The organism is Peptoniphilus sp. Marseille-Q6390 (genome assembly GCF_965119475.1).
Window position 1 is genome coordinate 600,985 of record NZ_CBCPLS010000002.1, and the last position, 25,302, is coordinate 626,286.

27 protein-coding genes and 2 pseudogenes are annotated in these 25,302 nt (G+C 31.3%); all 29 read left to right on the plus strand.

Features of this window, described 5'->3' with window-relative positions; translation table 11 throughout:
• The first annotated feature begins 120 nt into the window (after positions 1–120).
• Positions 121–402 carry a DUF503 domain-containing protein gene (locus ACWPVO_RS08785; protein WP_148465544.1) on the plus strand — a complete coding sequence of 94 codons (282 nt, stop codon included), beginning with the start codon at positions 121–123 and terminating at the stop codon, positions 400–402.
• 17 nt (positions 403–419) lie between these two features.
• Entirely contained in the window at positions 420–1,061 is a 642-nt protein-coding gene (nth, locus tag ACWPVO_RS08790) for an endonuclease III (protein ID WP_454207874.1), read from the plus strand.
• Positions 1,062–1,066: 5 nt separating this feature from the next.
• Positions 1,067–2,581: a VanW family protein gene (locus tag ACWPVO_RS08795; protein WP_454207876.1), complete on the plus strand. Its 1,515-nt coding sequence runs from the start codon at positions 1,067–1,069 to the stop codon at positions 2,579–2,581.
• Between the two features lie 153 nt (positions 2,582–2,734).
• Positions 2,735–3,316, plus strand: coding sequence for a hypothetical protein (locus ACWPVO_RS08800; protein ID WP_454207878.1), 582 nt, complete (start codon positions 2,735–2,737; stop codon positions 3,314–3,316).
• On the plus strand, positions 3,307–4,134 hold the full coding sequence (locus ACWPVO_RS08805) for a CvfB family protein (protein ID WP_270673836.1): 828 nt from the start codon (positions 3,307–3,309) through the stop codon (positions 4,132–4,134). The genes ACWPVO_RS08800 and ACWPVO_RS08805 overlap by 10 nt, the downstream gene beginning before the upstream one ends.
• Positions 4,121–5,401: a 23S rRNA (uracil(1939)-C(5))-methyltransferase RlmD gene (rlmD, locus tag ACWPVO_RS08810; protein WP_454207880.1), complete on the plus strand. Its 1,281-nt coding sequence runs from the start codon at positions 4,121–4,123 to the stop codon at positions 5,399–5,401. The genes ACWPVO_RS08805 and rlmD overlap by 14 nt, the downstream gene beginning before the upstream one ends.
• A 230-nt stretch (positions 5,402–5,631) precedes the next feature.
• Positions 5,632–6,405, plus strand: a complete 774-nt coding sequence (locus tag ACWPVO_RS08815) for a replication initiator protein A (protein ID WP_114866048.1) — start codon at positions 5,632–5,634, stop codon at positions 6,403–6,405.
• On the plus strand, positions 6,402–7,229 hold the full coding sequence (locus ACWPVO_RS08820; RefSeq protein WP_114866047.1) for an ATP-binding protein: 828 nt from the start codon (positions 6,402–6,404) through the stop codon (positions 7,227–7,229). The genes ACWPVO_RS08815 and ACWPVO_RS08820 overlap by 4 nt, the downstream gene beginning before the upstream one ends.
• Positions 7,222–7,707, plus strand: a complete 486-nt coding sequence (locus tag ACWPVO_RS08825) for a PcfB family protein (protein WP_114866046.1) — start codon at positions 7,222–7,224, stop codon at positions 7,705–7,707. The genes ACWPVO_RS08820 and ACWPVO_RS08825 overlap by 8 nt, the downstream gene beginning before the upstream one ends.
• Complete coding sequence (locus ACWPVO_RS08830; protein ID WP_454207883.1) at positions 7,704–8,438, plus strand: BRO family protein; 735 nt, start codon at positions 7,704–7,706, stop codon at positions 8,436–8,438. Before ACWPVO_RS08825 ends, ACWPVO_RS08830 begins: the two co-directional genes overlap by 4 nt.
• Complete coding sequence (locus tag ACWPVO_RS08835; RefSeq protein WP_454207885.1) at positions 8,431–10,227, plus strand: VirD4-like conjugal transfer protein, CD1115 family; 1,797 nt, start codon at positions 8,431–8,433, stop codon at positions 10,225–10,227. Before ACWPVO_RS08830 ends, ACWPVO_RS08835 begins: the two co-directional genes overlap by 8 nt.
• Before the next feature lie 18 nt (positions 10,228–10,245).
• Positions 10,246–10,521: a hypothetical protein gene (locus ACWPVO_RS08840; protein WP_454207887.1), complete on the plus strand. Its 276-nt coding sequence runs from the start codon at positions 10,246–10,248 to the stop codon at positions 10,519–10,521.
• Between the two features lie 37 nt (positions 10,522–10,558).
• A pseudogene (locus ACWPVO_RS08845) lies at positions 10,559–11,026 on the plus strand (TraM recognition domain-containing protein); the annotation flags it as partial.
• Between the two features lie 121 nt (positions 11,027–11,147).
• Positions 11,148–11,666 (plus strand): hypothetical protein, encoded by a 519-nt coding sequence (locus tag ACWPVO_RS08850; protein ID WP_454207889.1) that lies wholly within the window; start codon positions 11,148–11,150, stop codon positions 11,664–11,666.
• An 11-nt stretch (positions 11,667–11,677) separates the two neighbouring features.
• Positions 11,678–11,857, plus strand: a pseudogene (locus ACWPVO_RS08855) (conjugal transfer protein); the annotation flags it as partial.
• 18 nt (positions 11,858–11,875) lie between these two features.
• Positions 11,876–12,067: an amidase domain-containing protein gene (locus ACWPVO_RS08860; RefSeq protein WP_454207891.1), complete on the plus strand. Its 192-nt coding sequence runs from the start codon at positions 11,876–11,878 to the stop codon at positions 12,065–12,067.
• A gap of 130 nt (positions 12,068–12,197) precedes the next feature.
• Entirely contained in the window at positions 12,198–12,551 is a 354-nt protein-coding gene (locus ACWPVO_RS08865; protein WP_454207893.1) for a hypothetical protein, read from the plus strand.
• Positions 12,552–12,762: 211 nt separating this feature from the next.
• Positions 12,763–13,074, plus strand: a complete 312-nt coding sequence (locus ACWPVO_RS08870) for a single-stranded DNA-binding protein (protein ID WP_454207895.1) — start codon at positions 12,763–12,765, stop codon at positions 13,072–13,074.
• A gap of 1 nt (position 13,075) precedes the next feature.
• Positions 13,076–13,207, plus strand: coding sequence for a Maff2 family mobile element protein (locus ACWPVO_RS08875; protein ID WP_000394205.1), 132 nt, complete (start codon positions 13,076–13,078; stop codon positions 13,205–13,207).
• Between the two features lie 723 nt (positions 13,208–13,930).
• The gene (gene ltrA / locus ACWPVO_RS08880) at positions 13,931–15,790 is read left to right on the plus strand and encodes a group II intron reverse transcriptase/maturase (RefSeq protein ID WP_454206952.1); all 1,860 of its coding nucleotides are present in this window, start codon (positions 13,931–13,933) and stop codon (positions 15,788–15,790) included.
• A 103-nt stretch (positions 15,791–15,893) separates the two neighbouring features.
• A complete protein-coding gene (locus ACWPVO_RS08885; RefSeq protein WP_017645368.1) occupies positions 15,894–16,040 on the plus strand; it encodes a Maff2 family mobile element protein in 147 nt (48 codons plus the stop codon).
• Positions 16,041–16,050: 10 nt separating this feature from the next.
• Positions 16,051–16,914 carry a VirB6/TrbL-like conjugal transfer protein, CD1112 family gene (locus ACWPVO_RS08890; RefSeq protein WP_000466913.1) on the plus strand — a complete coding sequence of 288 codons (864 nt, stop codon included), beginning with the start codon at positions 16,051–16,053 and terminating at the stop codon, positions 16,912–16,914.
• A gap of 9 nt (positions 16,915–16,923) precedes the next feature.
• Positions 16,924–17,214, plus strand: coding sequence for a hypothetical protein (locus ACWPVO_RS08895; RefSeq protein WP_114866042.1), 291 nt, complete (start codon positions 16,924–16,926; stop codon positions 17,212–17,214).
• 1 nt (position 17,215) lies between these two features.
• On the plus strand, positions 17,216–17,626 hold the full coding sequence (locus tag ACWPVO_RS08900) for a PrgI family protein (RefSeq protein WP_000332190.1): 411 nt from the start codon (positions 17,216–17,218) through the stop codon (positions 17,624–17,626).
• A complete protein-coding gene (locus tag ACWPVO_RS08905) occupies positions 17,517–19,940 on the plus strand; it encodes a VirB4-like conjugal transfer ATPase, CD1110 family (protein WP_454207899.1) in 2,424 nt (807 codons plus the stop codon). The genes ACWPVO_RS08900 and ACWPVO_RS08905 overlap by 110 nt, the downstream gene beginning before the upstream one ends.
• A 7-nt stretch (positions 19,941–19,947) precedes the next feature.
• Positions 19,948–22,527, plus strand: a complete 2,580-nt coding sequence (locus tag ACWPVO_RS08910; RefSeq protein WP_454207901.1) for a CD1108 family mobile element protein — start codon at positions 19,948–19,950, stop codon at positions 22,525–22,527.
• 14 nt (positions 22,528–22,541) lie between these two features.
• The gene (locus ACWPVO_RS08915) at positions 22,542–22,781 is read left to right on the plus strand and encodes a hypothetical protein (RefSeq protein ID WP_454207903.1); all 240 of its coding nucleotides are present in this window, start codon (positions 22,542–22,544) and stop codon (positions 22,779–22,781) included.
• Complete coding sequence (locus ACWPVO_RS08920) at positions 22,768–24,351, plus strand: stalk domain-containing protein (protein ID WP_454207905.1); 1,584 nt, start codon at positions 22,768–22,770, stop codon at positions 24,349–24,351. Before ACWPVO_RS08915 ends, ACWPVO_RS08920 begins: the two co-directional genes overlap by 14 nt.
• Positions 24,352–24,365: 14 nt before the next feature.
• Positions 24,366–25,232: a CD1107 family mobile element protein gene (locus ACWPVO_RS08925; RefSeq protein WP_454207907.1), complete on the plus strand. Its 867-nt coding sequence runs from the start codon at positions 24,366–24,368 to the stop codon at positions 25,230–25,232.
• Positions 25,233–25,302 lie beyond the last annotated feature (70 nt).

A 25,302-nucleotide genomic window follows, 5' to 3' on the forward strand; every position in this document is an offset into this window, starting at 1 on the left:
TAACTTATGTTATTTGCAGCTTTTTAATTTGTATAAAGTTTTTATTGAGAATATAGAATTAAGCATAGAAGAAGCCTTTTAAGATGAAAATATTTTCATATTCATGTTATAATATTTATTATGATAATAGGAATATGTACTTGCGAAATTTTTATTTTTAATGCAAACTCTCTTAAGTCGAAGAGGTCTGTTGTTAAAAGTATTATCGAAAAATCAAAAAATAGATTTAATATTTCAATTGCTGAAGTTGGAGAAAATGACAAATGGCAAAAATCTATTATTGCCTTCTCAACTATCTCCAATGATCAAAAGATTGTTGAAGAAACCATTGAGAAAGTGATAAATTTTTTTGATTCCTATAGCGAAATTGAAATTATAAATATTAAAAGAGAAATATTATAAAATTAAGGGGAATAAAGATGAAGGGAATTTTAAGCCACGAAGAGGCCGACAAGTGCCTTGACGTCTTAGAAGAGACTTATCCAGATGCTAAGTGTGAACTTGAACACAGAAGTCCCTTTGAGCTTTTAGTGGCAACTATCTTATCAGCTCAATGCACAGATGTGAGAGTTAACAAAGTAACAGAAGAGATGTTTAAAAAATACAATAAGCCAGAAGACTTTGCCAACATGGATATAAAAACTTTGGAAGGACTTGTAAAAGAATGTGGTCTTTATAGAAATAAGGCAAAGAACATTAAGGCAACTTCAAATGTTATATTGGAAGAATTTAATGGCAAAGTACCAGAAACTATTAAAGACTTAATGAAGCTACCAGGAGTGGGAAAAAAGACTGCCAATGTTGTAGCATCAACTTGTTTTGGAGTTCCTGCTATAGCTGTTGATACACATGTCTTTAGGGTTTCAAATAGAATTGGTTTTGTTAGCGAAAATAATGTGGAAAAGACAGAAAAAGCTTTGGAAAATAAAATAGATAGGAAGAGGTGGACTAAGGCCCATCACTTATTTATATTTCACGGAAGAAGATGTTGCACTGCAAGGAGTCCCAAGTGTCAGACTTGCCCTATAAAAGATTTTTGTAGATATTATGAGGAGACATGACTTAAATGAAGAATTTAAGAAATAAGTTTTTTAACATAAATAATAAAGTGCTCATAGGTATAGCAATCTTTTTGATGCTTATTTTTATCTCCGTAATGTATTTTACAAGTGAATCTTTAAACACAGGAATTCATAGGGGAGTAAGAGTTGAAGATGTTGATGTGTCTAATTTATCTAAGGATGAAGCACTAAAAGAAGTCTCAAAAATTACTGAAGAAAGAATTAACAATAAAAAAATAAATTTTTCATATGGGGATAGAGATCTTCCCATTGCCCTAAAGGACTTTGGTTATAGCTTAAATTTAGAAGATGCTGTAAATGAGGCTTATAGTATTGGAAGAAGTAAGGGACTTTTTTCTAATTATTTAGATATTGTTTCTAGCTTAATTTTTAAAAAGAATATTATAGCGGACTCAAGCTTTGATGAAGGAAAAAAGGATGCTGTATTGACTAACCTAGCAAGAGAAATCCACAAAAAACCTCTTGACGCTCATCCAATCTTTAATGAAGATGGGACCATAACCATAGCAAAATCAGAAAAGGGCAGGTATCTTGACTTAAATGAAGCAAAAGGACTTCTAAATACAGATATGCTTAATGAAGAAAAGATAGAACTCCCAGTTTATGATACAGAGCCCAAAATTCAATCAGACTATTATCAAGGTATTGATAAAGTTTTAGGTGATTTTAGTACAGATTATTCATCATCAATTAAAAATAGAAAAGAGAACATAAAAATTGCTTCAGAGAAATTCAACAACATGAAATTAAATCCTGGAGACGAAATTTCTTTTAATGATATTGTTGGAGAAATAAGTGAAGCTACTGGTTTTAAAAATGCAACAGTTATTGTTGGTGGAGAATATGAAACTGGAATTGGCGGAGGAATTTGTCAAGTTTCAACAACCCTATACAATTCATTAATTCTATCAGACTTAGAAATTGTTGAAAGACACAACCACTCTAGACCAATTAATTATGTTGATCTTGGAACAGACGCTGCAGTTGCTAGAGGTTATAAGGACTTAAAATTTAAAAATAATACAAATAATCCAATTATTATCTTGGCTGAAGCCGATGGTCAAAAACTTGATTTTAAAGTTTTGGGAAATTCAGCTGACAGGGACTACAAAGTAAAAATAATTCCAGAAAGACTTGGAGTTGTAAGCCCAGATGTAAAGACAACATATTCTGACTCAATACCAGAAGGCGAAACTGTGGTAAAGGAAAGTGGAAAAAATGGTTACTCCTACAAGACTTACAAGGAAGTTGTTAAAAATGGAGAAGTAGTAGAAAAGAAAGAAATTTCAAAATCTTACTATGTTCCAAAGAGTAAGGTCCTAGTAGTGGGTACAGGGAGCTCTTCTAAGTCTAATGACGATGATGAAGACAATAATAGTAAGAGTAGTAAGAGTAGTAAGAGTAGTAAGAGTAGTAAGAAGTCAAAGGACAGCAAAGACTCAAAGAAGTCTAAAGACAGTAAAGATTCCAAAAGATCTAAAGATAAAAAGAAATCTTAATAAATAAAAATTAATAAGGGCTTAGGCTCTTATTTTTTTGAAATTTTTAATTAGTTTATAAGATAACTTTTTTAATATTAATCAATGTGAGCGTATTGACAAGTATTTTTCATTTAATAAATGTAAGGGAAGAATTTGTGATAAAATAGGTTTATGGGACTATTTGAAATATTTAAAAAGAAAAAGTCAATTTATAAAATTCTTCTAGAAAATAATTTTGATTTAACAAATCTATCTGAGATAAACGATTTGAACTTAACTGATGGATCTTATGAACTTAGGGTCCTAAAGGGAGAGGAAAAAATAAATCACATAAAAACAAGAGAACTTAACAAGGCTCTTGATGACTATTATTTAAGAGATAATAAGGCAATTGAAGAGTTTGAAGAATTTTTTAAGGATAAAAAGGCTCTTGAAGCAGAGAGAAATTTTTTGACTTTCTTACTTCAAAAAATAGAATTTGACGAAAGCAAATTAATTGGCCTTTCAATTTTACTCATGAGAGATTCGAGAAATGAAGAGTGCGTGAAATTTGGTATGCTCATGACCAAGTACTACAATCTCAGAGAAGTGACAAGGGCTTATGAAATATTTTTGAACTTATTAAAGCATCCAGCCTTTATTTATTATGGGATAGATGTTTTAAAGGATATAGATTACGGTATAATAGATGACTTGTATGAAGGCATGACAGAGATTGGTAGAGAGATAATAGAGGAGAAGGCATGGAATTAGGAAAAATACAAAAATTAACAGTTGCATCTAAAAAAGATGGAAGAGTAAGTCTTAAGGACCAAGATGGAGAAAGAGTTAATCTTGCAAGAGGAGAAGGGGAAGATTTAAAAGTTGGCGAAGAAGTTGAAGCATTTGTCTATAACATCCACGAAGAATTTGAAGCAACTTTGAAAAGGCCCTTTGCTCAAGTAGGGGAGTTAAAAAAATTAAGAGTAGTGGACAAGGCCAAGGTTGGTTACTTCGTAGACAATGGAATTGGCAAGGACATTTTCTTACCTTTTAAAGAATCCTTTGGAAGGCTAACAGTTGGCGATGAATACCTACTTTATCTTTACCATGACAAGAGCGACAGACTTGCTTTAACAATGAATATAAAAGACAAGCTAAGCACAGAAGGGAACTTTAAGGTTAATGATATTGTCAAAGGAACTATTTATAGTATAGGCAGACCTGGTGCCTTTGTTGCCATTGATAATAAATACGACGGCATGATTCCTATAGAAGAAATCAAGGGAATCTACAAGGTTGGAGAAGAAGTAGAAGCAAGAGTCCAAAGAATTCTTCAAACAGGTTTTATTACTTTGACTTTAAGAGAAAAAGCCTATAAACAAATTGATGCTGATGCAGACTTAATTTTAGAAATACTTGAAGATAATAATGGAGTTCTAGAATTAGGAGACAAGTCAGATCCAGAACTTATTAAAGACATAACAGGTCTGAGTAAAAAAGCCTACAAAAGAGCAGTAGGTAATCTTTACAAAAATAGGAAGATAAATATTTACGATACAAAAATAGAGTTGAGACATGGCAGAAAATAAATTTAGTGGAGAAATTATAGACTTTGACTTCAAGGGTCTTGGTATGACCAAACTCAATGGGAGCCCGGTATTTTTAAATGGTGGAGTCATTGGGGATGAAGTAGAGTATATAATTACAAAGAAAAAGAAAAATTTCGCCAAGGGAGAAATTTTAAAAATATTAGAAAAATCTAAGGACAGAGTGGAATCCCCCTGTCCTTATTTTAAAGATTGCGGTGGTTGTGACTTCTTAAATTATTCCGATGATAAGGAATTAAAATGGAAGGAAGCAGATGTAAATAAAAATTTAAATAAACTTGCTGGCCTTGATTTAGAAGTGGAAGAAGTTATTGATTCTCCAGACAAAACACATTATAGAAACAATATGCAATTTCAAGTTAGTGATGGAAAGATTGGACTTTTTGCCAAGAATTCTAAAGAAATTGTTTCTATAAAAACCTGCATCATGCAAAAAGATTCAGCTAATCAAGTTCTTAAAATAATGTGGAATTATAAAAAATTAAAGGACCTTAAGAGAATAGGAATTAGAACAAATTACAAGGGAGATATTCTTTTAATACTTGTGAGCAAGAGGGGAAGGCTTGAGATAAAAGATGTCTTGTCTGACCTCATAGATGCAGGAGTTAAGTCAATTTACTTAAACTATAACAAGGAAGATAAGACTCACTACTCACGGGAGTTTGAAAAAATTTATGGGGACGACACAATAGAAGAAAGACTACTTGGTATAAATTATAAAATTTCCCCAGAATCCTTCTTCCAAATCAATGGACCTGCAACAGAAAAACTATACAAGAAGGCAATAGACTATCTTGAACCCAAAGACGATGACAAGATTTACGACCTCTACTGTGGAGTTGGATCCATATCACTTTCAGTGGCAAAGTCTGGACCTGAAGTCATAGGAATAGAAATTGTTGAGAGTGCAGTTGATGATGCAAGAGAAAATGCAGAGAAAAATAATATCAAGGCAAGATTTGTACATGGACCAGCAGAAGAAACTATAGAAAAACTTTGGGAAGAAGAAAAAATTGCACCAAATAAAATTATAGTAGACCCACCAAGAAAGGGACTAGATGAAAAACTAGTAAACTTTTTAAAAGAAAATCCAGTAGAAAGACTAGTCTATATATCCTGTAACCCAGCAACCCAAGCAAGAGATTTAAAGTCTTTAAAAGAAGTGTATAACGTAGAAAAAATATCAGTAGTAAATTTATTTCCAAATACCGCTCACGTGGAAGCTATAGCGTTGATACAAAAGATATAAACTTAGAAATCCTGCATTTTAAGCAGTTTTATAAGCATTTTGTCTTCGATAAAGATGAAGAAGGATACGTCAAAAAGACCCAAAAAAACTATATGGACGTAAGAGTAGTTTTGCAACTGGTATGAGGAGACACAAAGAAAAATATAATAAGATAAAACCCATTTTATACTTTCTACAAGAGTAGCTTAAATAAGGCTGCTCTTTTTTTATTTCACAGAAAGGAGGTAAGGATGAATTTTGATTATTTTTATAATAGGCAATCTGAAATGTATAACTTCATTAGGTTACCTATGGTATTAATGGAAGATGAGATTTTTAAGAGCATTTCTATTGAAGCTAAAGTTTTGTATTCATATATGCTTAATCGAATGGGTCTTTCATATAAAAATGGATGGATAGATGAAGATGGAAAAGTCTTTATTTACTACACAATTGAAAGTATAAAAGATCAATTTAATTGTGCAAGTGAAAAAGCAAATAAATTAATAGCTGAACTTGATATTAAGTCAGGGATAGGACTGATTGAAAAGAAAAGACAAGGACTTGGAAAACCTAACAGAATTTATGTTAAAGACTTTATGAGCATATTTAATAATATGGAATCAAAAAATCAAGAAGTTCGAAAAACAAAATTCCAGAAGTTCGATAATCGAAATTCAAGAGATTCGAATATCGAAAGTCAAGATTTTCGAAAATCGGAAAGTAACTATAACAATATTAATAATAATGAGTTAAGAAAGAATGATTTTAGTAAGGGACAAAAACCTTATGGAATATATAAAAACATATTTTTGACTGATGAAGAATACAAGGACTTAACAAATGAGTTGGGGAGCAGAATTAGTGAATACATTGATAGGCTCTCGTCATATATGAAAGCAAATAATAGAGCGTATCAAGATCATAAGGCAACGATAATCAATTGGTATCTTAATGATCAGGCAAAAAATATTAATGAAAACTCAACAAGAAAGATGAATTACGATATAGGAGAAAGTTTATGAAGAACTTAAAAGATTTTGTATTAAGAGAAAATGATATTGAAAGAAATGGACATATTTATTGCAAGGTCTGTGGTAAAAAAGTAGATGGAGGATTAGTTGACCTTGGATTTACAAAGTTTATTCCAAGAATTAAATGTGAATGTGAAATAAAAAGAGATAAGGAAAATGCAGAAAGAGAAATATTAACGAGAATATCATCGCTAAAAAGAGATTGTTTTTCATCGCCAAACCAACACCAATATACTTTTGAAAGATTCTTAAATGAAAAAGGTCAAGCTTACAAGGTTGCTTATAATTATGCTAAAAATTTTGAACAAATGAAGGAAGACAATGTTGGACTTTTATTTTATGGAGATGTTGGTAGTGGAAAGACTTATCTTGCTTGTTCTATTGCAAATGAATTAATCGAAAGAAAACAAGTTAAAGTTAAGATTATGAATTTATCTCAAGTTATAAATCAAATACAAAAATCTGCATTTAAGGTTGATTCAAACGAAATTATAGATAACTTATCTAATATTCCCTTGTTAATCCTAGATGACCTTGGAATTGAAAGGGATACATCTTATGCAAGAGAACAGGTATATAACATTATAAACTCAAGATACTTAAAGGGTAAGCCGACAATTTTTACTACAAACTTATCATTGGAAATTATTAAAAATCCTAATATTGATCTTGAGTATCAGAGAATATATTCAAGAATACTTGAAATGACAATACCAGTTAAAGTTACGGGAGAAGATTTTAGAAGAAAAATCCATCAAGAGAAGTTAAGAAAATACAAAGAGTTACTTTTATATGGAGGTGGAATAGATGATTAATGAAGAAGTATCTAGGTCAAGTCTTAATCTTGAAGTAAGGCTTGCAAAAGCAACAAGTAAAGCAATTCTCGATGTCTTAAAGAAAGTACACAAGCAAATAGAAGAACAAGGAGGCTTGAAAAATGTAATAAAAAATAACGGAGAAGAAGTAAAACTAAAAGATATGGTTAAAAAGGGACAGTTAGAAGAAATTAATCTAAAGGATCCTGAGTTAAAAGAATTAAAGAAAATTTTAAATAAACACGGAGTGAAGTTTTCTGTTATGAAAGATAAGGAAACTGGTAACCACTCTGTGTTTTTTCAATCTAAGGATATAAAAGTAATGGAACACGCCTTTAAAAAAGCAGTTAAGGCTTCCGAAAGAAAAGCCGATAGAAAAGATTCAATAACGAAGACTATAAATAAGTTTAAAGATATGGCTAAGGACACTATTAGCAAAGATAAAGTTAAAAATAAACATAAGGAGCAAAGCTTATGATAAGTAATTTAAAAACATTTGAAAATAAGAATTTTGGGAAACTCACTGTTATAGAAAAAGACGGTGAGTTTTTCTTTATAGCAAATGAAGTAGCAACTATGCTAGGATATGTCAATCCAAGAAAAGCTGTTTATGACCATGTAGATGAAGAAGATAAGGGTGTAACGAAATGGAACACCCCTGGAGGAATACAGAATATTTCAATAATTAATGAATCAGGACTGTATTCGCTTATACTTTCATCAAAACTACCACAAGCAAAAATATTCAAAGCTTGGGTAACTAGAGAAGTCTTACCAAGTATTAGAAAAAATGGAGGATATATAGCTGGTCAAGAAAAGAAAACTAACGAAGAGCTACTTGCAGATGCAATTCTTGTAGCCAATAGAATTATTGCCGAGAGAGAAGAAGAAATTGAAGAATTAAGACCAAAGGCAGATTATTATGACAAATTAGTAGATTATAACCTACTTACAAACTTTAGAAATACTGCCAAGGAGTTAGGAATACCACAAAATCAGTTTATAAGTTTTTTAATTGATAAAGGATTAATTTATAGAGATAAGAAAAAGAAACTCTTACCTTATGCAGATAAGAACAAGGGATATTTTGAAGTAAAGGAATGGGTTGATCCACTGGGTACACTTGTAGGAATACAAACATTTATAACACCAAAGGGAAGACACTACCTACTAATTTTATTAGATAGTGAAGGTTTCTGCGATGAATAAGATATTAGAAGCCATTCTTTCTGATATTAAAAACTTAATTAAAATAGACAACCCAAAGAAATTTATATTATCAAACATTCCCTATTTATCATTTTGCTACATTGGAAATATCTTTTCTAAGCACATCAATTCTTATGTAGGAGGAGATATTATTGATAGAATAATGGTGGGAATTTCTGATATAGGAACTTTATCTTATATACCAAGCCTTAATCCAAGAGACTTGTTAGTAGGTATTTCAGTTGCTGGTCTTGTTAAGCTAGTTGTTTATAGCAAAGGAAAAAATAAAAAGAAATATAGGCAAGGTAAGGAATATGGATCTGCAAGATGGGGAGAAAGCAAGGATATTGCTCCATATATAGACCCAAAGTTTGAAAATAATGTACTAATAACTAATACCGAAAGACTTACAATGAACTCAAGACCTAAAAATCCTAAATACGCTAGAAATAAAAATGTATTAGTAATAGGAGGTTCTGGATCAGGTAAGACAAGATTTTATGTAAAGCCAAATCTAATGCAAATGCACTCTTCCTATGTAGTAACAGACCCTAAGGGTACACTTGTGTTAGAGTGTGGAAAAATGTTATATGAAAATGGATATGACATAAAGATTTTAAATACAATAAACTTTAAAAAATCTATGAAATACAACCCATTTGCATATTTGAGAAGTGAAAAAGATATTTTAAAACTTGTCCAAACTATAATTGCTAATACTAAGGGAGATGGAGAAAAGGCAGGAGAAGATTTTTGGGTAAAGGCTGAGAAGTTATATTACACTGCCCTAATCGGTTATATATACTATGAAGCACCAGAAGAGGAAAAGAACTTTAAGACACTTTTGGATATGATTGACGCAAGTGAAGTAAGAGAAGATGACGAAACCTATATGAACCCAATTGATAGGCTCTTTGAAGCTCTTGAAAAGAAAGACCCAAGTCATTTTGCAGTTAAGCAATATAAGAAATATAAGCTGGCAGCAGGAAAAACTGCCAAGTCAATTTTAATATCATGTGGAGCAAGACTTGCACCTTTTGATATAAGAGAGCTTAGAGAGCTAATGAGCGAAGATGAATTAGAACTCGATAAAATTGGAGATAGAAAAACTGCCTTGTTTGTAATAATATCAGATACAGATGATACATTTAATTTTGTAGTTTCAATAATGTATTCTCAGTTATTTAACCTACTATGTGATAAGGCAGATGATGTGTATGGTGGAAGACTTCCTGTTCATGTTAGGTGTCTACTTGATGAGTTTGCAAATATCGGTTTGATTCCTAAATTTGAAAAATTGATTGCAACAATTCGTTCAAGAGAAATATCAGCAAGTATAATACTGCAAGCGCAATCTCAATTAAAAGCAATTTACAAAGACCATGCAGATACAATAGTTGGTAACTGCGACTCAACACTTTTCTTAGGAGGAAAAGAAAAAACAACAGTAAAAGAGTTATCTGAAACCTTAGGAAAAGAAACCATAGACCTATATAACACATCTGAAACGAGATCAAATCAAAAATCTTTTGGTCTAAATTACCAAAAGACTGGTAAGGAACTTATGAGCCAAGATGAAATAACTGTAATGGATGGCGGTAAGTGTATATACCAGCTAAGAGGAGTAAGACCTTTCTTATCAGATAAGTTTGATATTACAAAGCATAAGAATTATAGATTACTTGAAGATTATGATAAGAACAATTTATTTGATGTAGAAGAGTATCTAACAAATAGAGATAAGGTAAAGTTAAAATCAAGTTATAAAATAAATAGGTTAAATATTTGATTTTATGGAGAAAGCAAAATGTGTGAAAACAGAAAATTATCTTTAATTATATTAAATATAAATGGGGAGCAGTTTATTCTAGAAAGTGATACAGAACTCACAAGGGATAAGAAAAATTATATTGAAGCAATATGTGAGACAATGTACGATGAAAGTAATGAATGGTATGAAGATATTTACGATATGTCACCATATGATATAGCTGAGCTATTTGAAAAAATAGTAAAAGACGAAGTAGGAATAACTGTTACATTTAAAGCGATAGACCTCGAAGTATCTATTTTAGAAGACTAGAAATAAGGTATTAATAGGCGATAGAAATTAAAAACTCTCAAAAGAGAAATCATCAAGTATAATACTTCAAGCACAATTCCAATTAAAAGCACTCTATAAAGACAATGCAGATACAATCGTACGAAACTGTGATTCTACACTCTTTTTAGGAGTAAAAGAAAAAACAATAGTGGAAGAATTATCTTAAACCTTAGGAAAAGAAACTATAGACTTATATAACACATTAAAACAAGATCAAATCAAAATTTTTTGGTCTAAATTACCAAAAAACTAGCAAGGAACTTATGAGCCAAGATGAAATAACTGTAATGGATGGTGGTAAGTGTATATACCAGCTAAGAAGAGTAAGACCTTTTTTATCATATAAATTCGATATAACCAAGCATAAGAATTATAAGATTATTGAAGTTTATGATAATAGAAATGTATTTGATGTAGAGAAGTATTTACAAAAAAAGATGGAGTTAGGTTAAAAGAAAACATGATTATAAATATAGTAGAGTAGGTGAACACTTATATTTAGGCAATATCGAAAAAGTATGCACAAAAGTTAGCAGATTTAAATTTATATTGATGATAAAACATAATTGTAAAATAGATAGTTAGGAAAAATAGATAGTTAGGAAATGAAAAATAAAAACCGGAAAAATTTAATAATAGTGACCTTAATGATTGGGTTGATATTTATAACTTCTTGTTCTAAAGAAAAAAATGTTAAAAGTGAAGAGTTTCATTTGTTTAAAGAAGAGATGTCATCAAATAAAAAAATAGGTGAGATTCAAATAAAATTTTTAAGACCATCCTTATATATTAATTTTGTTACATCTGAAAATTTTAAAATTAATGATGTAAAAAAAGTAATAGATAAATTAAAACCATTCATAAATACCAATCACATGGATGAAATTGCAAGTAAATATTGGGTAAAAGATACAAAAGTATCTACTGTATATATATCTTTTTATAATGGGAAAATAGATAAGAATGACACAAGAAAGAATCTCGCGTATAGTATATATACAAAGTATTATAAAACCCATGTTGTTGATGATAATCCTTTAAATATATATGCTTATAGCACATGGTTTATAGAAGTTGATGGGAAAGAATATCAACTTGAGGATTACTTAGACGGAGATTATTAAAATTGGTATATTTTTATCTAAGAGTAGTAATACATTTCTTGTCTGATAAATTTGATATTACAAAGCATAAGAATTACAAGCTGTTGGAAGATTATGATAAGAAAAACTTGTTTGATGTGGAAGAGTATTTAACAAATAGAGATAAGGTAAAGTTAAAATCAAGTTATAAAATAAATAGGTTAAACATTTGATTTTACGGAGAAAGCAAAATGTGTGAAAATAGTAAACCATCACATTCATGGGGAGGTGCAAGTAACTTCCAGAAACATTGGAGTAAAAGAGTAGGAACACGCTCATCATCAGGCGATTCTAAGGTAGGAGATCCAGTTAGCCTTGATTATAATGGAGATGGACTTGCTGATCATACTGTAATTATTACTACTGTCAATAGTAGAGCATAAAGAGACGTTTTGTATGCAGGGCATACATCAGATCAATTTGAAGCAAAAGGGAAATCATTAGCAAGCTTATTTGACTATTATGAAAAGATATGGATTTTCCCTCTTTCTTAATGTGAGGAGTTAAAAATAAATGAGTAAAAAGATTAAGAAAATTATACTGATATTTGTTTTAATTTTATTGATAGCTATATTATCCGTTATAATTTCCTATAAAACATTTAAGGTATATAATCCATTTGTACCATTAAAAGGAATATTTGAGATAGTAACAGTTAAAGAAGATTATGTTCAAATATGCGAATATCCTAAAGTAATTGTTGCAAATAAAAATACTTCATTGAAAGATTATATGACGGAGTTAGGATATAGTGAAACTAATACAGAACTATTAGATAAGTTTATTCATGAGTTTACGTTAGCAGAGCATCAAGAATATGTCGAAGAAGTCATAAAAAAACATTATGCTATTTGGATATGGAGATAGAGTATATAAATGCAATTGAAAACAGTGAAAATACACCTAAAGAAAATAGATCTTTAGGTGTATTTTTTTGCCCAAAAGAGGAGGATTGAATGAAAAAATATCATGAACGAGACTCTCCTTAAAAAAGTAAATAGTTATAGTATCAGGACATCTAATAAATAGGTGTCCTTTTTTATTGCCAAAAGAAAAATAAATAGAAAAAGGAGAAGTTATGGAAAAAGAAATGCTCAATATTAATGCAAATTTAGTTAAGGAAGCTGAATTTTCAGAATTTGAAAAAGATGGAAAAAATGTTCAAGTAGCAAATTTTGCTCTTGTTAAAAAATATGGAAAGGGCAAAGAATATACAAATTGCTCAGTATATGGAGAAAAGGTAGAAATTGCAAAAGAATTTGAAAAAGGAGATCTAATCCATGTCTTTGGATATTTCAAAGAAAACAAAAAAGGAGATAAGGTCTACAAGAACTTTATAGTTAAATCACTAAACAAAATAGAAAATAAGAAAGAAAACGAGGAGGAATAATATGGAATTTTTTACAGCTGGAGTTGGAGTTTTAAAGACACTTGTAACTGCAATTGGTGCAGGTTTAGGAGCATGGGGAGTTATTAACTTAATGGAAGGTTATGGTAATGATAACCGTGCGACACGTTCATAAGTGAAAAGCTTATGCACTAAGTCGAAGGACTGAAAGTTCAAAACTTAGGAGAACTGGCAATCTGATAGGTAGAATGACGGGGTAACGCCCTGAAATGCCTACACTGATACTCCGATTGGCAATGAATATTAGACTATTTCATTGTCAAAAGCTCGGTGAAGTCGGCAGAGAGTAGCCGTAAGACTGATATTAACATCAGACACGAAAGCTGTTCAGAGGTGGACGGTGCTACCTATATGTCGGGTGTCGAATACGCATGGTGAGAATGTGTATACCAAAGCACTGACGTACTTCCGAATGTAAGGGTCTAAACGTTTGAATTTGCCTAACGGCAATTCCCATCAAAGATGGGGTGTTTGTGGATGAGTAAGAATGGTTGTTATGAAAATCCATATATCGTTACAGGCGATATGGTGAAAACTAAACACAGGCTTAGAGGAAGAACCTAAACGTATTCAAAGATAAGATTGTCGGAACGTGGTAAGCCAAGAGCATGGAAGCAGTCTAATGCTAATGAAGTGTTGAATGGGAAAATGACTGAAAAAAAACAGCATATAACCATTCTTTATCTCGGTGAAAGTGGTGGCACAGTACCTATGAAGCGAAAATAATAAGTTCGTGGAGGGATAGCCACCAGTCACAGGAAAGTACAAGAACTGAAATTAAGACAAACACAGCTTCGAGTATGACAAAGAAAATCAAATCCGAAAGGAGATGGTGACTGTGTCCACTTCGAAACAAACACTGAAACAAAGCAAAATCCGTTATACGGAATACTATGACTTGCAAAAAGTCCTTGATGATTTATATGAAGATAGCGGTAATAATAAAGTATTTTCAAATTTAATGGAGTTGATAACTTCAAGAGAAAATATTAAACTTGCCTATCGTAGTATAAAAGGGAACAAAGGAAGTCATACGGCTGGGGTAGATGGCAGAACAATAAAACATCTATCAAGGCTAAATGAAGAGGAATACATTTCTCTCATACAAAAACAGTTTCATTGGTATAAGCCACGCCCTGTAAAGAGAGTGGAAATGCGAAAGCCTAATGGGAAAATTAGACCTTTAGGAATACCAACTATTGTAGATAGAATTGTACAACAATGTATCTTGCAAATATTAGAGCCGATATGTGAAGCCAAGTTTCATGACAGTTCCTATGGGTTTCGACCTAACAGGAGTACGGAACACGCTATTGCAGAATGTGCAAGACTAATGCAGATACAGCACTTACACTATGTAGTCGATATTGATATACAAGGATTTTTCGATAACGTATATCATGCAAAGCTCATAAGGCAGCTTTGGAATTTAGGAATCCAAGACAAAAAGTTACTTTGTATCATTAAGGAAATGCTTAAAGCAGACATAGTTATGCCCGATAAAAAGGTAATTACACCAACAAAGGGAACACCACAAGGCGGAATATTATCACCGCTACTATCTAATGTAGTCTTGAACGAATTAGATTGGTGGGTTTCATCTCAATGGCTGACAATGCCTACGCATTATCCATATAAACAGAGAACGAACAGTCAAGGAACAGAGATAAAAAGCCATACTTACAGAGCTTTAAGAACAAGCAACCTAAAAGAAATATACATTGTAAGGTATGCTGATGATTTTAAGATATTTTGCCGTAATTACTACGATGCAAAAAGAACCTATCAGGCAGTTACAAAATGGTTGCAAGACAGATTAAAACTAAATGTGAGTGAAGAAAAATCTAAAATAACAAATCTAAAACAAAGGTATTCGGAGTTCTTAGGATTTAAGCTTAAGGTTAAACCAAAAGGCAAAAAGTTTGTTGTACAGTCGCATATAAGTGATAAGGCACTGAAAAATGCAAAAGAAAATATTTCTAAATGTGTTGCGGATATAAAAAGACCTGCAAACGAAAAGGAACAGTACAAAGCAATAGCCAAGTATAATGCCACTGTTTCAGGCTTGCATAATTACTACCAAATAGCAACAAATGTAAGTTTGGACTTTGCTAAAATAGCCTTTCACATTAAAAAGCAGATGAACAACAGACTTGATATTAAAACCAGTGGAATGCTAAACAAAGGATTTATCAAAGAAAAATATGGAAAAAGTAAACAGCTTCGCTTCCTTAATGGACATCCGCTAATTCCAGTTGGATATATTAGGACAAAGGACGCAAAACACAAGAAAAAGGTTGTAAATAAATACACTGTAAAGGGCAGAGCTTTTATTCATAAAAATCTGCAAATCGATGTAGATACACTTGTTTGGTTGATGAGACATCCTGTACTTGATAAGAGTATAGAGTTTGCAGACAACAGAATCTCGCTCTTTGCAGCTCAATATGGCAGATGTGGGGTAACAGGTGTAAAACTTACACCAAACTATATACATTGCCATCACAAGATACCGCTTGAACAAGGCGGTACAGACAGTTATAGCAACTTAATTCTTGTTACAGAAGCAGTTCATATACTTATCCATGCAACAAAAGAAGATACAATCCAAAAATATATAAAAGAGCTTGGCTTAACGGTCAAGCAGATCGAGAAATGTAATAAGCTTAGAAAAATGGCAGGATTGCCACTAATTTAGAAAAAAATAATTTGTTACGAAGTGTGTAAGTCTTAGTTAAAACGTGAAAATCTTTCTTGTGATGGAACGCCGTGTGCGGTGAAAGTCGCATGCACGGTGTGAAGTGGGGGAAAATCCGGAGATAACATCAAAGGATTACCTATCACTATCTGGTGCTAAATCTCAAGGTATTAAGCAGCTTATGGCTGGTGGAGGAATTGTACTAATCGGTATTAAATTAATTCCACTACTTGCAAATGTTTTAAATTAGGAGAAAGTCTATGTTTGGTATCTTTGACAAGCTAACTGAATTTTTTAAGGATATGCTACTCGGAGGTATCAAAGCAAATCTTGAGTCCATGTTCTTAGATATAAATGACAAGGTAGGAGTTATTGCAACTGATGTTGGTAAAACACCAATGGGTTGGAATGGAGAAGTATATAACTTCATAAAAAACATTAATGATAATGTGATTGTTCCAATAGCAGGTCTTATCATAACAGCAGTTTTATGTATTGAACTCATAAATATGGTTATGCAAAAGAATAATATGCATGATACAGATACTTTTGAGTTTTTCAAATACATTATAAAGATGTTTATAGCAGTCTACCTTGCAAGCCATGCATTTGAATTTTCAATGGCAGTCTTTGATGTGGCACAAAATCTTGTAAACAAAGCGGCAGGGGTAATCACTACTTCTGCCACTGTTTCAGGAGATCAAATAGTTGCAATGGTTGATACATTAAAAGAAAAAGATGTTGGTGCATTAATAATGATATTAGTTGAAACAAGCCTAGTGAGGATTGCAATTCAATGTATATCTTTAACTATTACCTTAATAGTATATGGGCGTATGTTTGAAATATATGTCTACTCATCAGTATCATCCATACCATTTGCGACTATGGGAAATAAAGAATGGGGTCAGATTGGAACAAATTATATCAAGGGACTTTTTGCCTTGGGACTACAAGGTTTGTTTTTGATGATATGTTTAGGTATCTACACCGTTTTAATAAGAACGGTACAGATTACAGATATTCACGCAAGCTTGTTTAGTATATTAGGATATGCTCTACTACTTGGACTTATGATGTTTAAGAGTGGAACAGTTGCAAAAAGTATTATGAATACGCACTAGGAGGAATAAATGTTAAAAAAGAAAAATTGTGCTTTATTGGGACTTGGAATTTTATTGGGAGGAATTTATGAGATCTTAAAAGAGAAAAAAAGAAATGAAGAAATTAGAAACTTGAAGAGGAGAATAAATAGGCTCGGAAGATGTCACAATGAATTTGTTATGTATCAAGGAGAATACAATGACAGAAATGAAGAAAAACAAGAAGAATTAGAAGAAAGAATTATCTACCTAGAAGAAGAAACAACATCTAATTATGACCATATACTTGAACTTTCCAAAGAAGAAGTAGAGGGAGATTAAAATGGCGTATGTACCAATACCAAAAGATTTGGACAAGATTAAAACAAAGGTTGCCTTTAACTTAACTAAAAGACAACTTATAGGTTTTTCGGTGGCAGGACTAATTGGCATACCAACCTATTTATTTATGAAGAAATATCTACCTAATGATGTTTCAATCATTGTAATGCTAATAGTAACCCTGCCAATCTTTTTTATAACCTTATATGAAAAAGACACCTTAACTTTTGAAAAATATTTTAAATTTTTCTATCTTCATAAATTTTATCAACCAACTAAGAGAATAAGAAAGGAGGCATACCTTGAAGCAAAGAAAAAAGCAAATCAGCGACTTAAATCTAAGGGAAAAACAATTAAAAAAAGACCGAAAGGAAGTAAGAAGGCTAAAAACAAAGAAAGAACCAACAAATAGTCTTCTAAGTGTACTTTTAAAGAAAGAGAAAAAGAGATTTACAGTTGAGGATACTATTCCATATATAAGAATGTTACCAGAGGGCATTTGCCAGTTAGATGAAAAAAATTATTCAAAGACAATTTCATTTCAAGATATAAATTACCAGTTGGCATTGGAAGAAGATAGAGATTTAATTTTTAACCAATTTGCCAACTTTTTAAATTCTTTTGATCCAAGTGTCCACATTGAACTTTCATATGTAAATCAATTAGGAAGAAATAAGGACTTACAAGATGCAATTAAAATTGCTGATAAGGGAGACTTCTATGACGATGTAAGAAAAGAGTTTAGGGAAATGTTAAAGCTTCAACTTGCAAAGGGCAATAACGGACTTAAAAAGATGAAGTATATAACTTTTACCACAGAAGCAGATAACCTAGAGCAAGCAAGAGCAAAGTTAAATAGACTTGAAGTAGATATTTTATCTAACTTTAAATCTATGGGAGTAAGAGCAGAAAGCCTTGATGGCGAAGAAAGGCTAAGACTTGTTCACGATATGTTAAATCCAGACAAAAACTTTGATTTTTCATATAAAGATTTGAAGAAAAAAGAGTCTACAAAGTCACATATAACTCCCAATATCTTTAATTTTGCACCAGCAAATAATTTTAAATTTGGGAAATTCATTGGAGCAGTAAGCCATTTTCAAATACTAGCAAGCGAGATATCAGACAGAATGTTATCTGAGTTTTTAGATATTGATGATAATATTTATGTAGCTTTTCATATAGATGTAGTTGAACAAGCAGAAGCTATTAAACTTATTAAGAGAAAGAACACAGACCTGGACAGAATGAAAATCGAAGAACAAAAGAAAGCAGTTCGAGCAGGATATGATATGGATATTATTCCTTCAGATATAAATACTTTTGGGGCTGATGTTAAGTCCATGTTATCTGACTTACAAAATAGAGATGAAAGGCTTTTTGTAGTTACAATAGTAATGATGAATTTTGCTAGAACTAATCAAAAGTTAGAAAATACCATTGCACAAATTTCATCAATTGCTAATAGACATAATTGTCAGGTAAAAAGATTATCTCATCAGCAAGAGCAAGGACTTGTTTCTGTCTTACCTCTAGGAGTTAACCAAGTCGAAATAAAAAGATTTTTAACTTCATCATCAACGGCAGTATTTATGCCTTTTACAACAGAAGAGCTATTTATTGATTCGGCAAATTCTTTGTACTATGGCTTAAATGCCCTTAGTCAAAACTTGATAATGGCAGATAGGAAGAAACTAAAGAACCCTAACGGATTAATATTAGGTACACCAGGTTCTGGTAAATCTTTCTCAGCAAAGAGAGAGATGGCAAATGCAATTCTTGTAACAGATGATGATGTAATTATTTGTGACCCTGAGGGCGAGTATTCAAACCTTGTAAAACAATTTAATGGAGAAGTTATTAAAGTTTCGGCAAAGTCAAAGGACTACCTAAATCCACTAGATATTAATATGAACTATGGAGATGGGGACGCACCTTTAAAGGATAAGGCAAACTTCATAATGTCTATGCTTGAACTTGTGGTAGGAGGATCTGGTCTTACTGCTGCAGAAAAATCTGTTATAGATAGGTGCTTGCCAAAGATATATCAAAAATATTTTGAAGACCCCAAACCAGAAAATATGCCTATATTAGGAGATTTATACGATATGCTCCTATCTCAAGAAGAGGGAGTTGGTAGAAAACTCGCAACAGAAATGGAAATTTATGTTAAGGGAAGTCTTAATGTCTTTAATAATAGGTCAAATGTTGACCTAAATAGGCAACTGCTCTGTTTTGATATAAAAGAGCTAGGAACACAACTTAAAAAAATAGGTATGCTTGTAATTCAAGACCAGGTTTGGAACAAGGTTTCCTTAAATAGAGGAAGCAAGTCTACAAGATACTATATAGATGAGTTCCACCTTTTATTAAAAGACCCACAAACTGCTTCATATTCAGTAGAAATTTGGAAAAGATTTAGAAAATGGGGAGGTATTCCAACAGGTATAACTCAAAACGTAAAAGACCTTTTAACAAGTCAGGAAATTGAAAATATCTTTGATAATACAGACTTTGTTCTAATGTTAAATCAAGCATCTGGAGATAGAGATATACTTGCTAAGAAATTAAAAATATCGCCTTATCAGTTAAACTATATTACTAACTCAAATGCAGGTGAGGGACTATTATTCTTCGGAAATACTATTGTTCCATTTATTGATAAATTCCCTAAAGACACCATGCTATATAAGCTAATGACAACAAAACCAGAAGAAGCTAAGTAGGTATAACATGGATAAAAAACTAAAAAAAGATTTTCAAAAGAAAATTATACGAAATAGGGACGCTCCTGAAAAAAATATGGATAGTAAACTTGTTCATTCAGATGATTATACCAATAAGATAATTAAAACTAGGGATAGGTTCGGAGATAAAATTTCAGAAAAAGAATCTAGACTAATTCATGAGAATGTATTAGCTAAAGATCAAAAACAAGATAAACTAAAAGATTTTCAGAAGGCTAAAAACAAGGAAAGAATCAGAAAAGAAGTTTTAGATAATAAGAATAAGGCTGAAGAAACAAAACAAGCTAATCTTGAAATAAGGACAGATGAAAGCTTTAAACTTGATGAAGACTTAGATCTAGACTTTAAAAAAGTAAATTTTGATAGTAAAAACAGTAGAAATATTAATTCTAATAAATTAACAACAGATGATATTTCAGCTAAGGCTCAACCAATAAACAATAAGAAGGCATCAAGTAAAAGACAAGTTCTCAAAAATTATGAGGATAAACTTATCCATAGTAAGGATAAATTCCAAGACAAAATTAACGAGAGAGAGTTTAAGCGAATCCAGACAAGTGAAGATAAACCTATTGAAGCAAAGAAAAGTAAGAGAATATATAGAAAAGATAAGCTTGTTAAAGATGAAGTAAGTAAGAACGAAAGTAATACTAATATCGATAAAAAGCAAAAGCAGAAGCTTTATCAAGAAAAGAGGTTTAGAGATAAGGAAAAAATTTCTAAAGAGATAGATAAAGAAAGTAAGCTAAGCGAAGCTGACACAGAAAAAACTTCTGATAATCCTGATTTTAAAGACAATAATCTTGAATTTAGAAAAGATGAAAAGGAAACAAGCCTTAAACCTTCAGAACAAAAGAAAGTTAATAAAAAGAAGACCTACTACAAAAGAAAAAATTATGAAAGTGATAAATTCACTCGTAAGAAAATCGATGACTTAAAAAATGAATCTAAGAAAGTTACAAGAAAAGATTCTAAGAAGGCACAAGATGTTAAAGACTTTATCTCAGATAAAAAGATTGGAGAACTTGAAAAGTCTAAAAGCAAGCTAAAGGATAATATCTTAAAGAATAAAACTAAAGGAAGTCTATCCTCTGGGGTTTTATTGTCTGGAGCTAAGTCATCAGAGTTAGTGAGAGATTATCTAAGTTCAGGATCTGACAATACTGGTGTAGAATCTGGAGAAAAGGTCGCTAATGTAAGCTCTAAACTCCAGCATGGAATAAGGAAGTATAAGTTAGACAAAAAGAAAAAGTCCTTAAAAAAATTATCTAAACTTGATAAGAAAATAAGAAAGAGAAAAAGCAAGTTGGAGTTTAAAAGTGGATTGGAAGATTTAAAAAAGTCAGATGCCTATATAAAGAAAAATAGATTTAAGAAGTTTTACCAAAGAAAGCAAATGAAGAGCATGATAGCTAAAAAGCACGAAACAAGACTTGTAGATAGAGTTAAAAAAGCTATTTTAAGTTTAGGTAAGGCTTCTAAAGAGCTAATCGTAAGAAAAAGTAAGATGGTTCTATTTCTAGTAATAGGACTAGGTCTTATGCTATCAATCATGATTGGTGGAGGAAGTGTTGGTATGAGTGGACTAAGCAATTCAGTAAACTCAGTAATGACAACAACATACCTATCACAAGACACAGTTCTAAGTGAAGTAAATCAAGAATTTTCATCAATGGAATATGACCTACAATCACAAATCGAAAGTGTAAAAACAAGTCATCCTGGATATGACGAATATATCATAAATAAAGAAGGAGAAATTGGTCATAATACCCATGAACTTTTATCCTATATAACTTCAAGATGTGGAGAAGTAAAATCAGCGTCTGAAGTAAAAGGAATTTTAAAAGAACTTTTCGATAAGATGTATAAGCTTGACTTTAATGAAGAAATTGAAATTAGAACAAGAACAGTAGCAAGAACTAGATATGATAGTCGTGGCAATCCTTATACTAGCTATGAAAAAGAAGAGTACGAATATAAAAAGTTAATTGTAACTTTAAAGAAAAAAGAAATGGATGAAGTTGTTAGGGAAATATTTAAAGATTATCCAGACAATGTAGTTCATTATGAAGCTCTTCTTGAAGCTAAGGGAAATATGGGAGATGTTTTTGGATCAGGTAATGGGGACTTAGGAGAAATAGTAGACAATCCAAACTTTGGAAATCCTGGTCTTGCTTTTGATTCAGCTACTGCCAAAGCCTTATTTAATGAAGCAGAAAAACATATAGGAAAAAGATATGTGTTTGGAGCAAGTGGACCATCTAACTTTGACTGTTCAGGTTTTGTATGTTGGTCTTTTACAAAGTCTGGTGTAAAGAGAATGCCAAGAACAACTGCATGGAGAATATACAAAGACTATTGTAATCCAGTAAGTCCAAGTGAAGCTCAACCTGGAGATATTATATTTTTCCACTCAACATATAACAGTGGAACTCCAATATCTCATGTAGGAATATACGCAGGTAACGGAATGATGATTCATGCAGGTGATCCAATTCAATACACATCAATAAATTCAAAATATTGGAAATCACACTTTTATGGTTTTGGAAGACCAAGATAGAAGGGAGATATTATGTGAACAGAAAACTTATAAGTATTAGGAACAAAAAGAAAAAAATAGAAGAGAAGTTAAAAGATTTAAATGCAAAATACAAGGAAATTTGCGATGAAGAAATACAAGTTGAAAATGAAGAAATAATTGTAACTCTTAGGAGGAACAATATTAGCTTGGAAGAATTAATGGAGAGAATCAATGATAGAAAAAGAGAAGAAAAATTAAAAGAAAAGGAGAGCATTCATAATGAAGAAATTTAATACGAACAGACTAAGAGCCTTTTTTATGGCTCTTTTATTAGTTTTAACATCAACTTCAACTACTAATGTACTAGCTAAAGCTGATGATATAGATGGTAGTAAAAAAGTTATAGAAAGTTCAATAAGTAAAATTAGTGATTTAGAAAATCAGATCAAAGACTTAAATGATAAGAAACAAGAAGACCAATCAAAGATAGATGAATTAAAGGAAAAGTTAGAATCTTGCAAAGATAATGGAGAAAAACTAAAACAAGAAAAGTCTAAGCTAGAAGAAGAAATTAGAGATAAAGATAATAAGATTGCTCAATTGAATAAAGAAATTGAGGATCTTAAAAACTCCAATAATGATGAACTAATAGCAGAAATTACTCAGCTTAAAGATGAATTAAAAAGATTGCAAGATGAAAATGCAAAACTAAAAGAAGATTATTCATCTACAAAATGGGAGTTAGAAGCTGAGAAAGAGAAGACCGATAAAAACGAAAATAAAATCAAAGAAATGCAAGAAAAGCTTGAGTCTTTAGAAGGAGAACTTGCAAAGAAGACTAAAGAAATTGAGGATAAAGATAATAAAATTAAAGGTTTGAAAAAAGATCTTGATGAAAAAGATAATAAGATAAAAGAATTAGAGAATAAAAAGAAAGAAACAGAAAATTCTAAGTCAGAATGCTTTAAGAAAATTGAAGAGCTTCAAAAGGCTATTGATAGTTTAAAAGAATCTTCTGAAAATACGAAAAAAGACTTAGAAATGAAGATTAAAGAACTAGAAGAAAAACAAAAAGCTTCTGAAGAAGAAATTAAAAAGCTAAAAGAAGATTTAGATAAGAAAATTGAAGAAGCCAAGAAGTTAATCGAGGAAGCAAATAAAAAATCGAAAGAAGAACTTGAAAAACAAGCTAAAGATGAAAAAGACAAAAACCCAAACCAAGACTTATCTAAGAAATTAGATGAACTTCTAAAACTTCAAAAAGAAAACAAAGAGAAGAAAGAAGATAAGAAATCTCAAGATAAGAAGTGGGACGAAATTTTGAAAGCTGATGACAAGAATATCCTAAATCAATTTGATCTTAACAAGATGAAAAAACAGGAGGAACAACAAGGCAAAAAACAAGTTAAAGATGAAAAAGAATTTGCAGTTTTCCAAGTAGACAAAAACTTTTATAACATTATCAATAAAGATGGTAAGACAACAGTATATATGGATGTAAAAACTTATGTAGACCAAGGAAGAACTATGATTCCAGTAAGATATATTGCTTATACTCTCGGTTTTAATGTTGAGTATGACAACTCTACTCGTGAAGCTATTTTCTCAAATAAAGAGAATAATATCCTAGCTAAAAAGACATTAAGACTAAATATTGATACTGGTGTTATGAAAGATTCAGATGGAAAGGTCTACAATTCAGATGTTAAGCCAGTGATTATAAATGGAAGAATTCATGCTTCAATTTCAAACATTGCTAAAGCTTTTGGAGCAAGTCATGGAGATATTAAAGATGGTAAAAACCAAACAATAGAATGGGACAATGCTAGAAAAGCAGTCTATGTATTTAAAAATGCAAAATAAGAAAGGATAGAAAAATGAATAAGAGCATTAAACGAGGAGTAGCCATAGCGTTACTCCTTTTTACATTTACAGTACCAGCAACTACATTTGCTATGACAAATGAAGGGCAAATAGAAAATCAAAGTGAATCAATATATGAACCACAAAAAGAAGAATTTGAAAAAATGTTGAAAGATGATATTTTTACACCATCAAAAGAAGAGATTCCTTATCAAGATGTTCCAAGAATACCAGGAAATACAAGTGAAGCAAACAAGCCTTCAAATAATCCTCCTAAGAAAACACCACTTGTAAAAGGTGGTAATACAAAGGCAGTAAATAATCTTGCGACACAAGAAAATAAGGCAAGAGGTTCAGTAATTGAAAATGTCGATAGGAATGGAAAAGATATTACACCAAGTGGAGATACAGAAAAAGATAAAGAAAATCCAGTAGATGTAAGACAATTTTTAACATTTCAAACTAAAAGTGGAAAAACTATGCACCTAATAGTGGATCACTCATCAAATCAAGACAATGTAAGGTTATTGACAGAAGTAGGAGAGCAAGACCTACTTAACATGATTGAGTCAGAAGATAAAAACACTGTAAAGGTTGAAGAACCTAAGAAAGAAGAAGTAAAAAAAGAAGAACCTAAGACTGTTCCAGTAAAAGAAGAAAAGAAAAGCGGGATAGGTTCATTTCTAATTGTTGCACTTGTAATTGGAGGAGTAGTAGGAGCAGGATACTATTTTAAGGTAGTTAAAGCAAAAGAAGATAGAATGTTGGAAGACTTTGAAGAAGATGATGAGGATTATATTAGTGAGTCAGAAGATGAATCTGACAATGAAGAAAGTCATGAAGAATCTTTATATGAAGACGATGAAGATGAACTATTGTAAGAATATTAAATTTAAATACAATTGAACTTTTGTCCCAGATATGATATGATATTTGGGACAAAGGAGGATT

Coding starts and splice junctions, on each gene's coding strand:
- ACWPVO_RS08920 (WP_454207905.1), top strand. CDS start 22,768: ATGAAGAAATTTAATACGAACAGACTAAGAGCCTTTTTTATGGCTCTT.
- ACWPVO_RS08805 (WP_270673836.1), top strand. CDS start 3,307: ATGGAATTAGGAAAAATACAAAAATTAACAGTTGCATCTAAAAAAGAT.
- ACWPVO_RS08840 (WP_454207887.1), top strand. CDS start 10,246: ATGTGTGAAAACAGAAAATTATCTTTAATTATATTAAATATAAATGGG.
- ACWPVO_RS08895 (WP_114866042.1), top strand. CDS start 16,924: ATGTTAAAAAAGAAAAATTGTGCTTTATTGGGACTTGGAATTTTATTG.
- ACWPVO_RS08785 (WP_148465544.1), top strand. CDS start 121: ATGATAATAGGAATATGTACTTGCGAAATTTTTATTTTTAATGCAAAC.
- ACWPVO_RS08910 (WP_454207901.1), top strand. CDS start 19,948: ATGGATAAAAAACTAAAAAAAGATTTTCAAAAGAAAATTATACGAAAT.
- rlmD (WP_454207880.1), top strand. CDS start 4,121: ATGGCAGAAAATAAATTTAGTGGAGAAATTATAGACTTTGACTTCAAG.
- nth (WP_454207874.1), top strand. CDS start 420: ATGAAGGGAATTTTAAGCCACGAAGAGGCCGACAAGTGCCTTGACGTC.
- ACWPVO_RS08925 (WP_454207907.1), top strand. CDS start 24,366: ATGAATAAGAGCATTAAACGAGGAGTAGCCATAGCGTTACTCCTTTTT.
- ACWPVO_RS08800 (WP_454207878.1), top strand. CDS start 2,735: ATGGGACTATTTGAAATATTTAAAAAGAAAAAGTCAATTTATAAAATT.
- ACWPVO_RS08870 (WP_454207895.1), top strand. CDS start 12,763: ATGGAAAAAGAAATGCTCAATATTAATGCAAATTTAGTTAAGGAAGCT.
- ACWPVO_RS08850 (WP_454207889.1), top strand. CDS start 11,148: ATGAAAAATAAAAACCGGAAAAATTTAATAATAGTGACCTTAATGATT.
- ACWPVO_RS08795 (WP_454207876.1), top strand. CDS start 1,067: ATGAAGAATTTAAGAAATAAGTTTTTTAACATAAATAATAAAGTGCTC.
- ACWPVO_RS08860 (WP_454207891.1), top strand. CDS start 11,876: ATGTGTGAAAATAGTAAACCATCACATTCATGGGGAGGTGCAAGTAAC.
- ACWPVO_RS08875 (WP_000394205.1), top strand. CDS start 13,076: ATGGAATTTTTTACAGCTGGAGTTGGAGTTTTAAAGACACTTGTAACT.
- ACWPVO_RS08825 (WP_114866046.1), top strand. CDS start 7,222: ATGATTAATGAAGAAGTATCTAGGTCAAGTCTTAATCTTGAAGTAAGG.
- ACWPVO_RS08900 (WP_000332190.1), top strand. CDS start 17,216: ATGGCGTATGTACCAATACCAAAAGATTTGGACAAGATTAAAACAAAG.
- ACWPVO_RS08820 (WP_114866047.1), top strand. CDS start 6,402: ATGAAGAACTTAAAAGATTTTGTATTAAGAGAAAATGATATTGAAAGA.
- ACWPVO_RS08830 (WP_454207883.1), top strand. CDS start 7,704: ATGATAAGTAATTTAAAAACATTTGAAAATAAGAATTTTGGGAAACTC.
- ACWPVO_RS08890 (WP_000466913.1), top strand. CDS start 16,051: ATGTTTGGTATCTTTGACAAGCTAACTGAATTTTTTAAGGATATGCTA.
- ACWPVO_RS08865 (WP_454207893.1), top strand. CDS start 12,198: ATGAGTAAAAAGATTAAGAAAATTATACTGATATTTGTTTTAATTTTA.
- ACWPVO_RS08815 (WP_114866048.1), top strand. CDS start 5,632: ATGAATTTTGATTATTTTTATAATAGGCAATCTGAAATGTATAACTTC.
- ACWPVO_RS08835 (WP_454207885.1), top strand. CDS start 8,431: ATGAATAAGATATTAGAAGCCATTCTTTCTGATATTAAAAACTTAATT.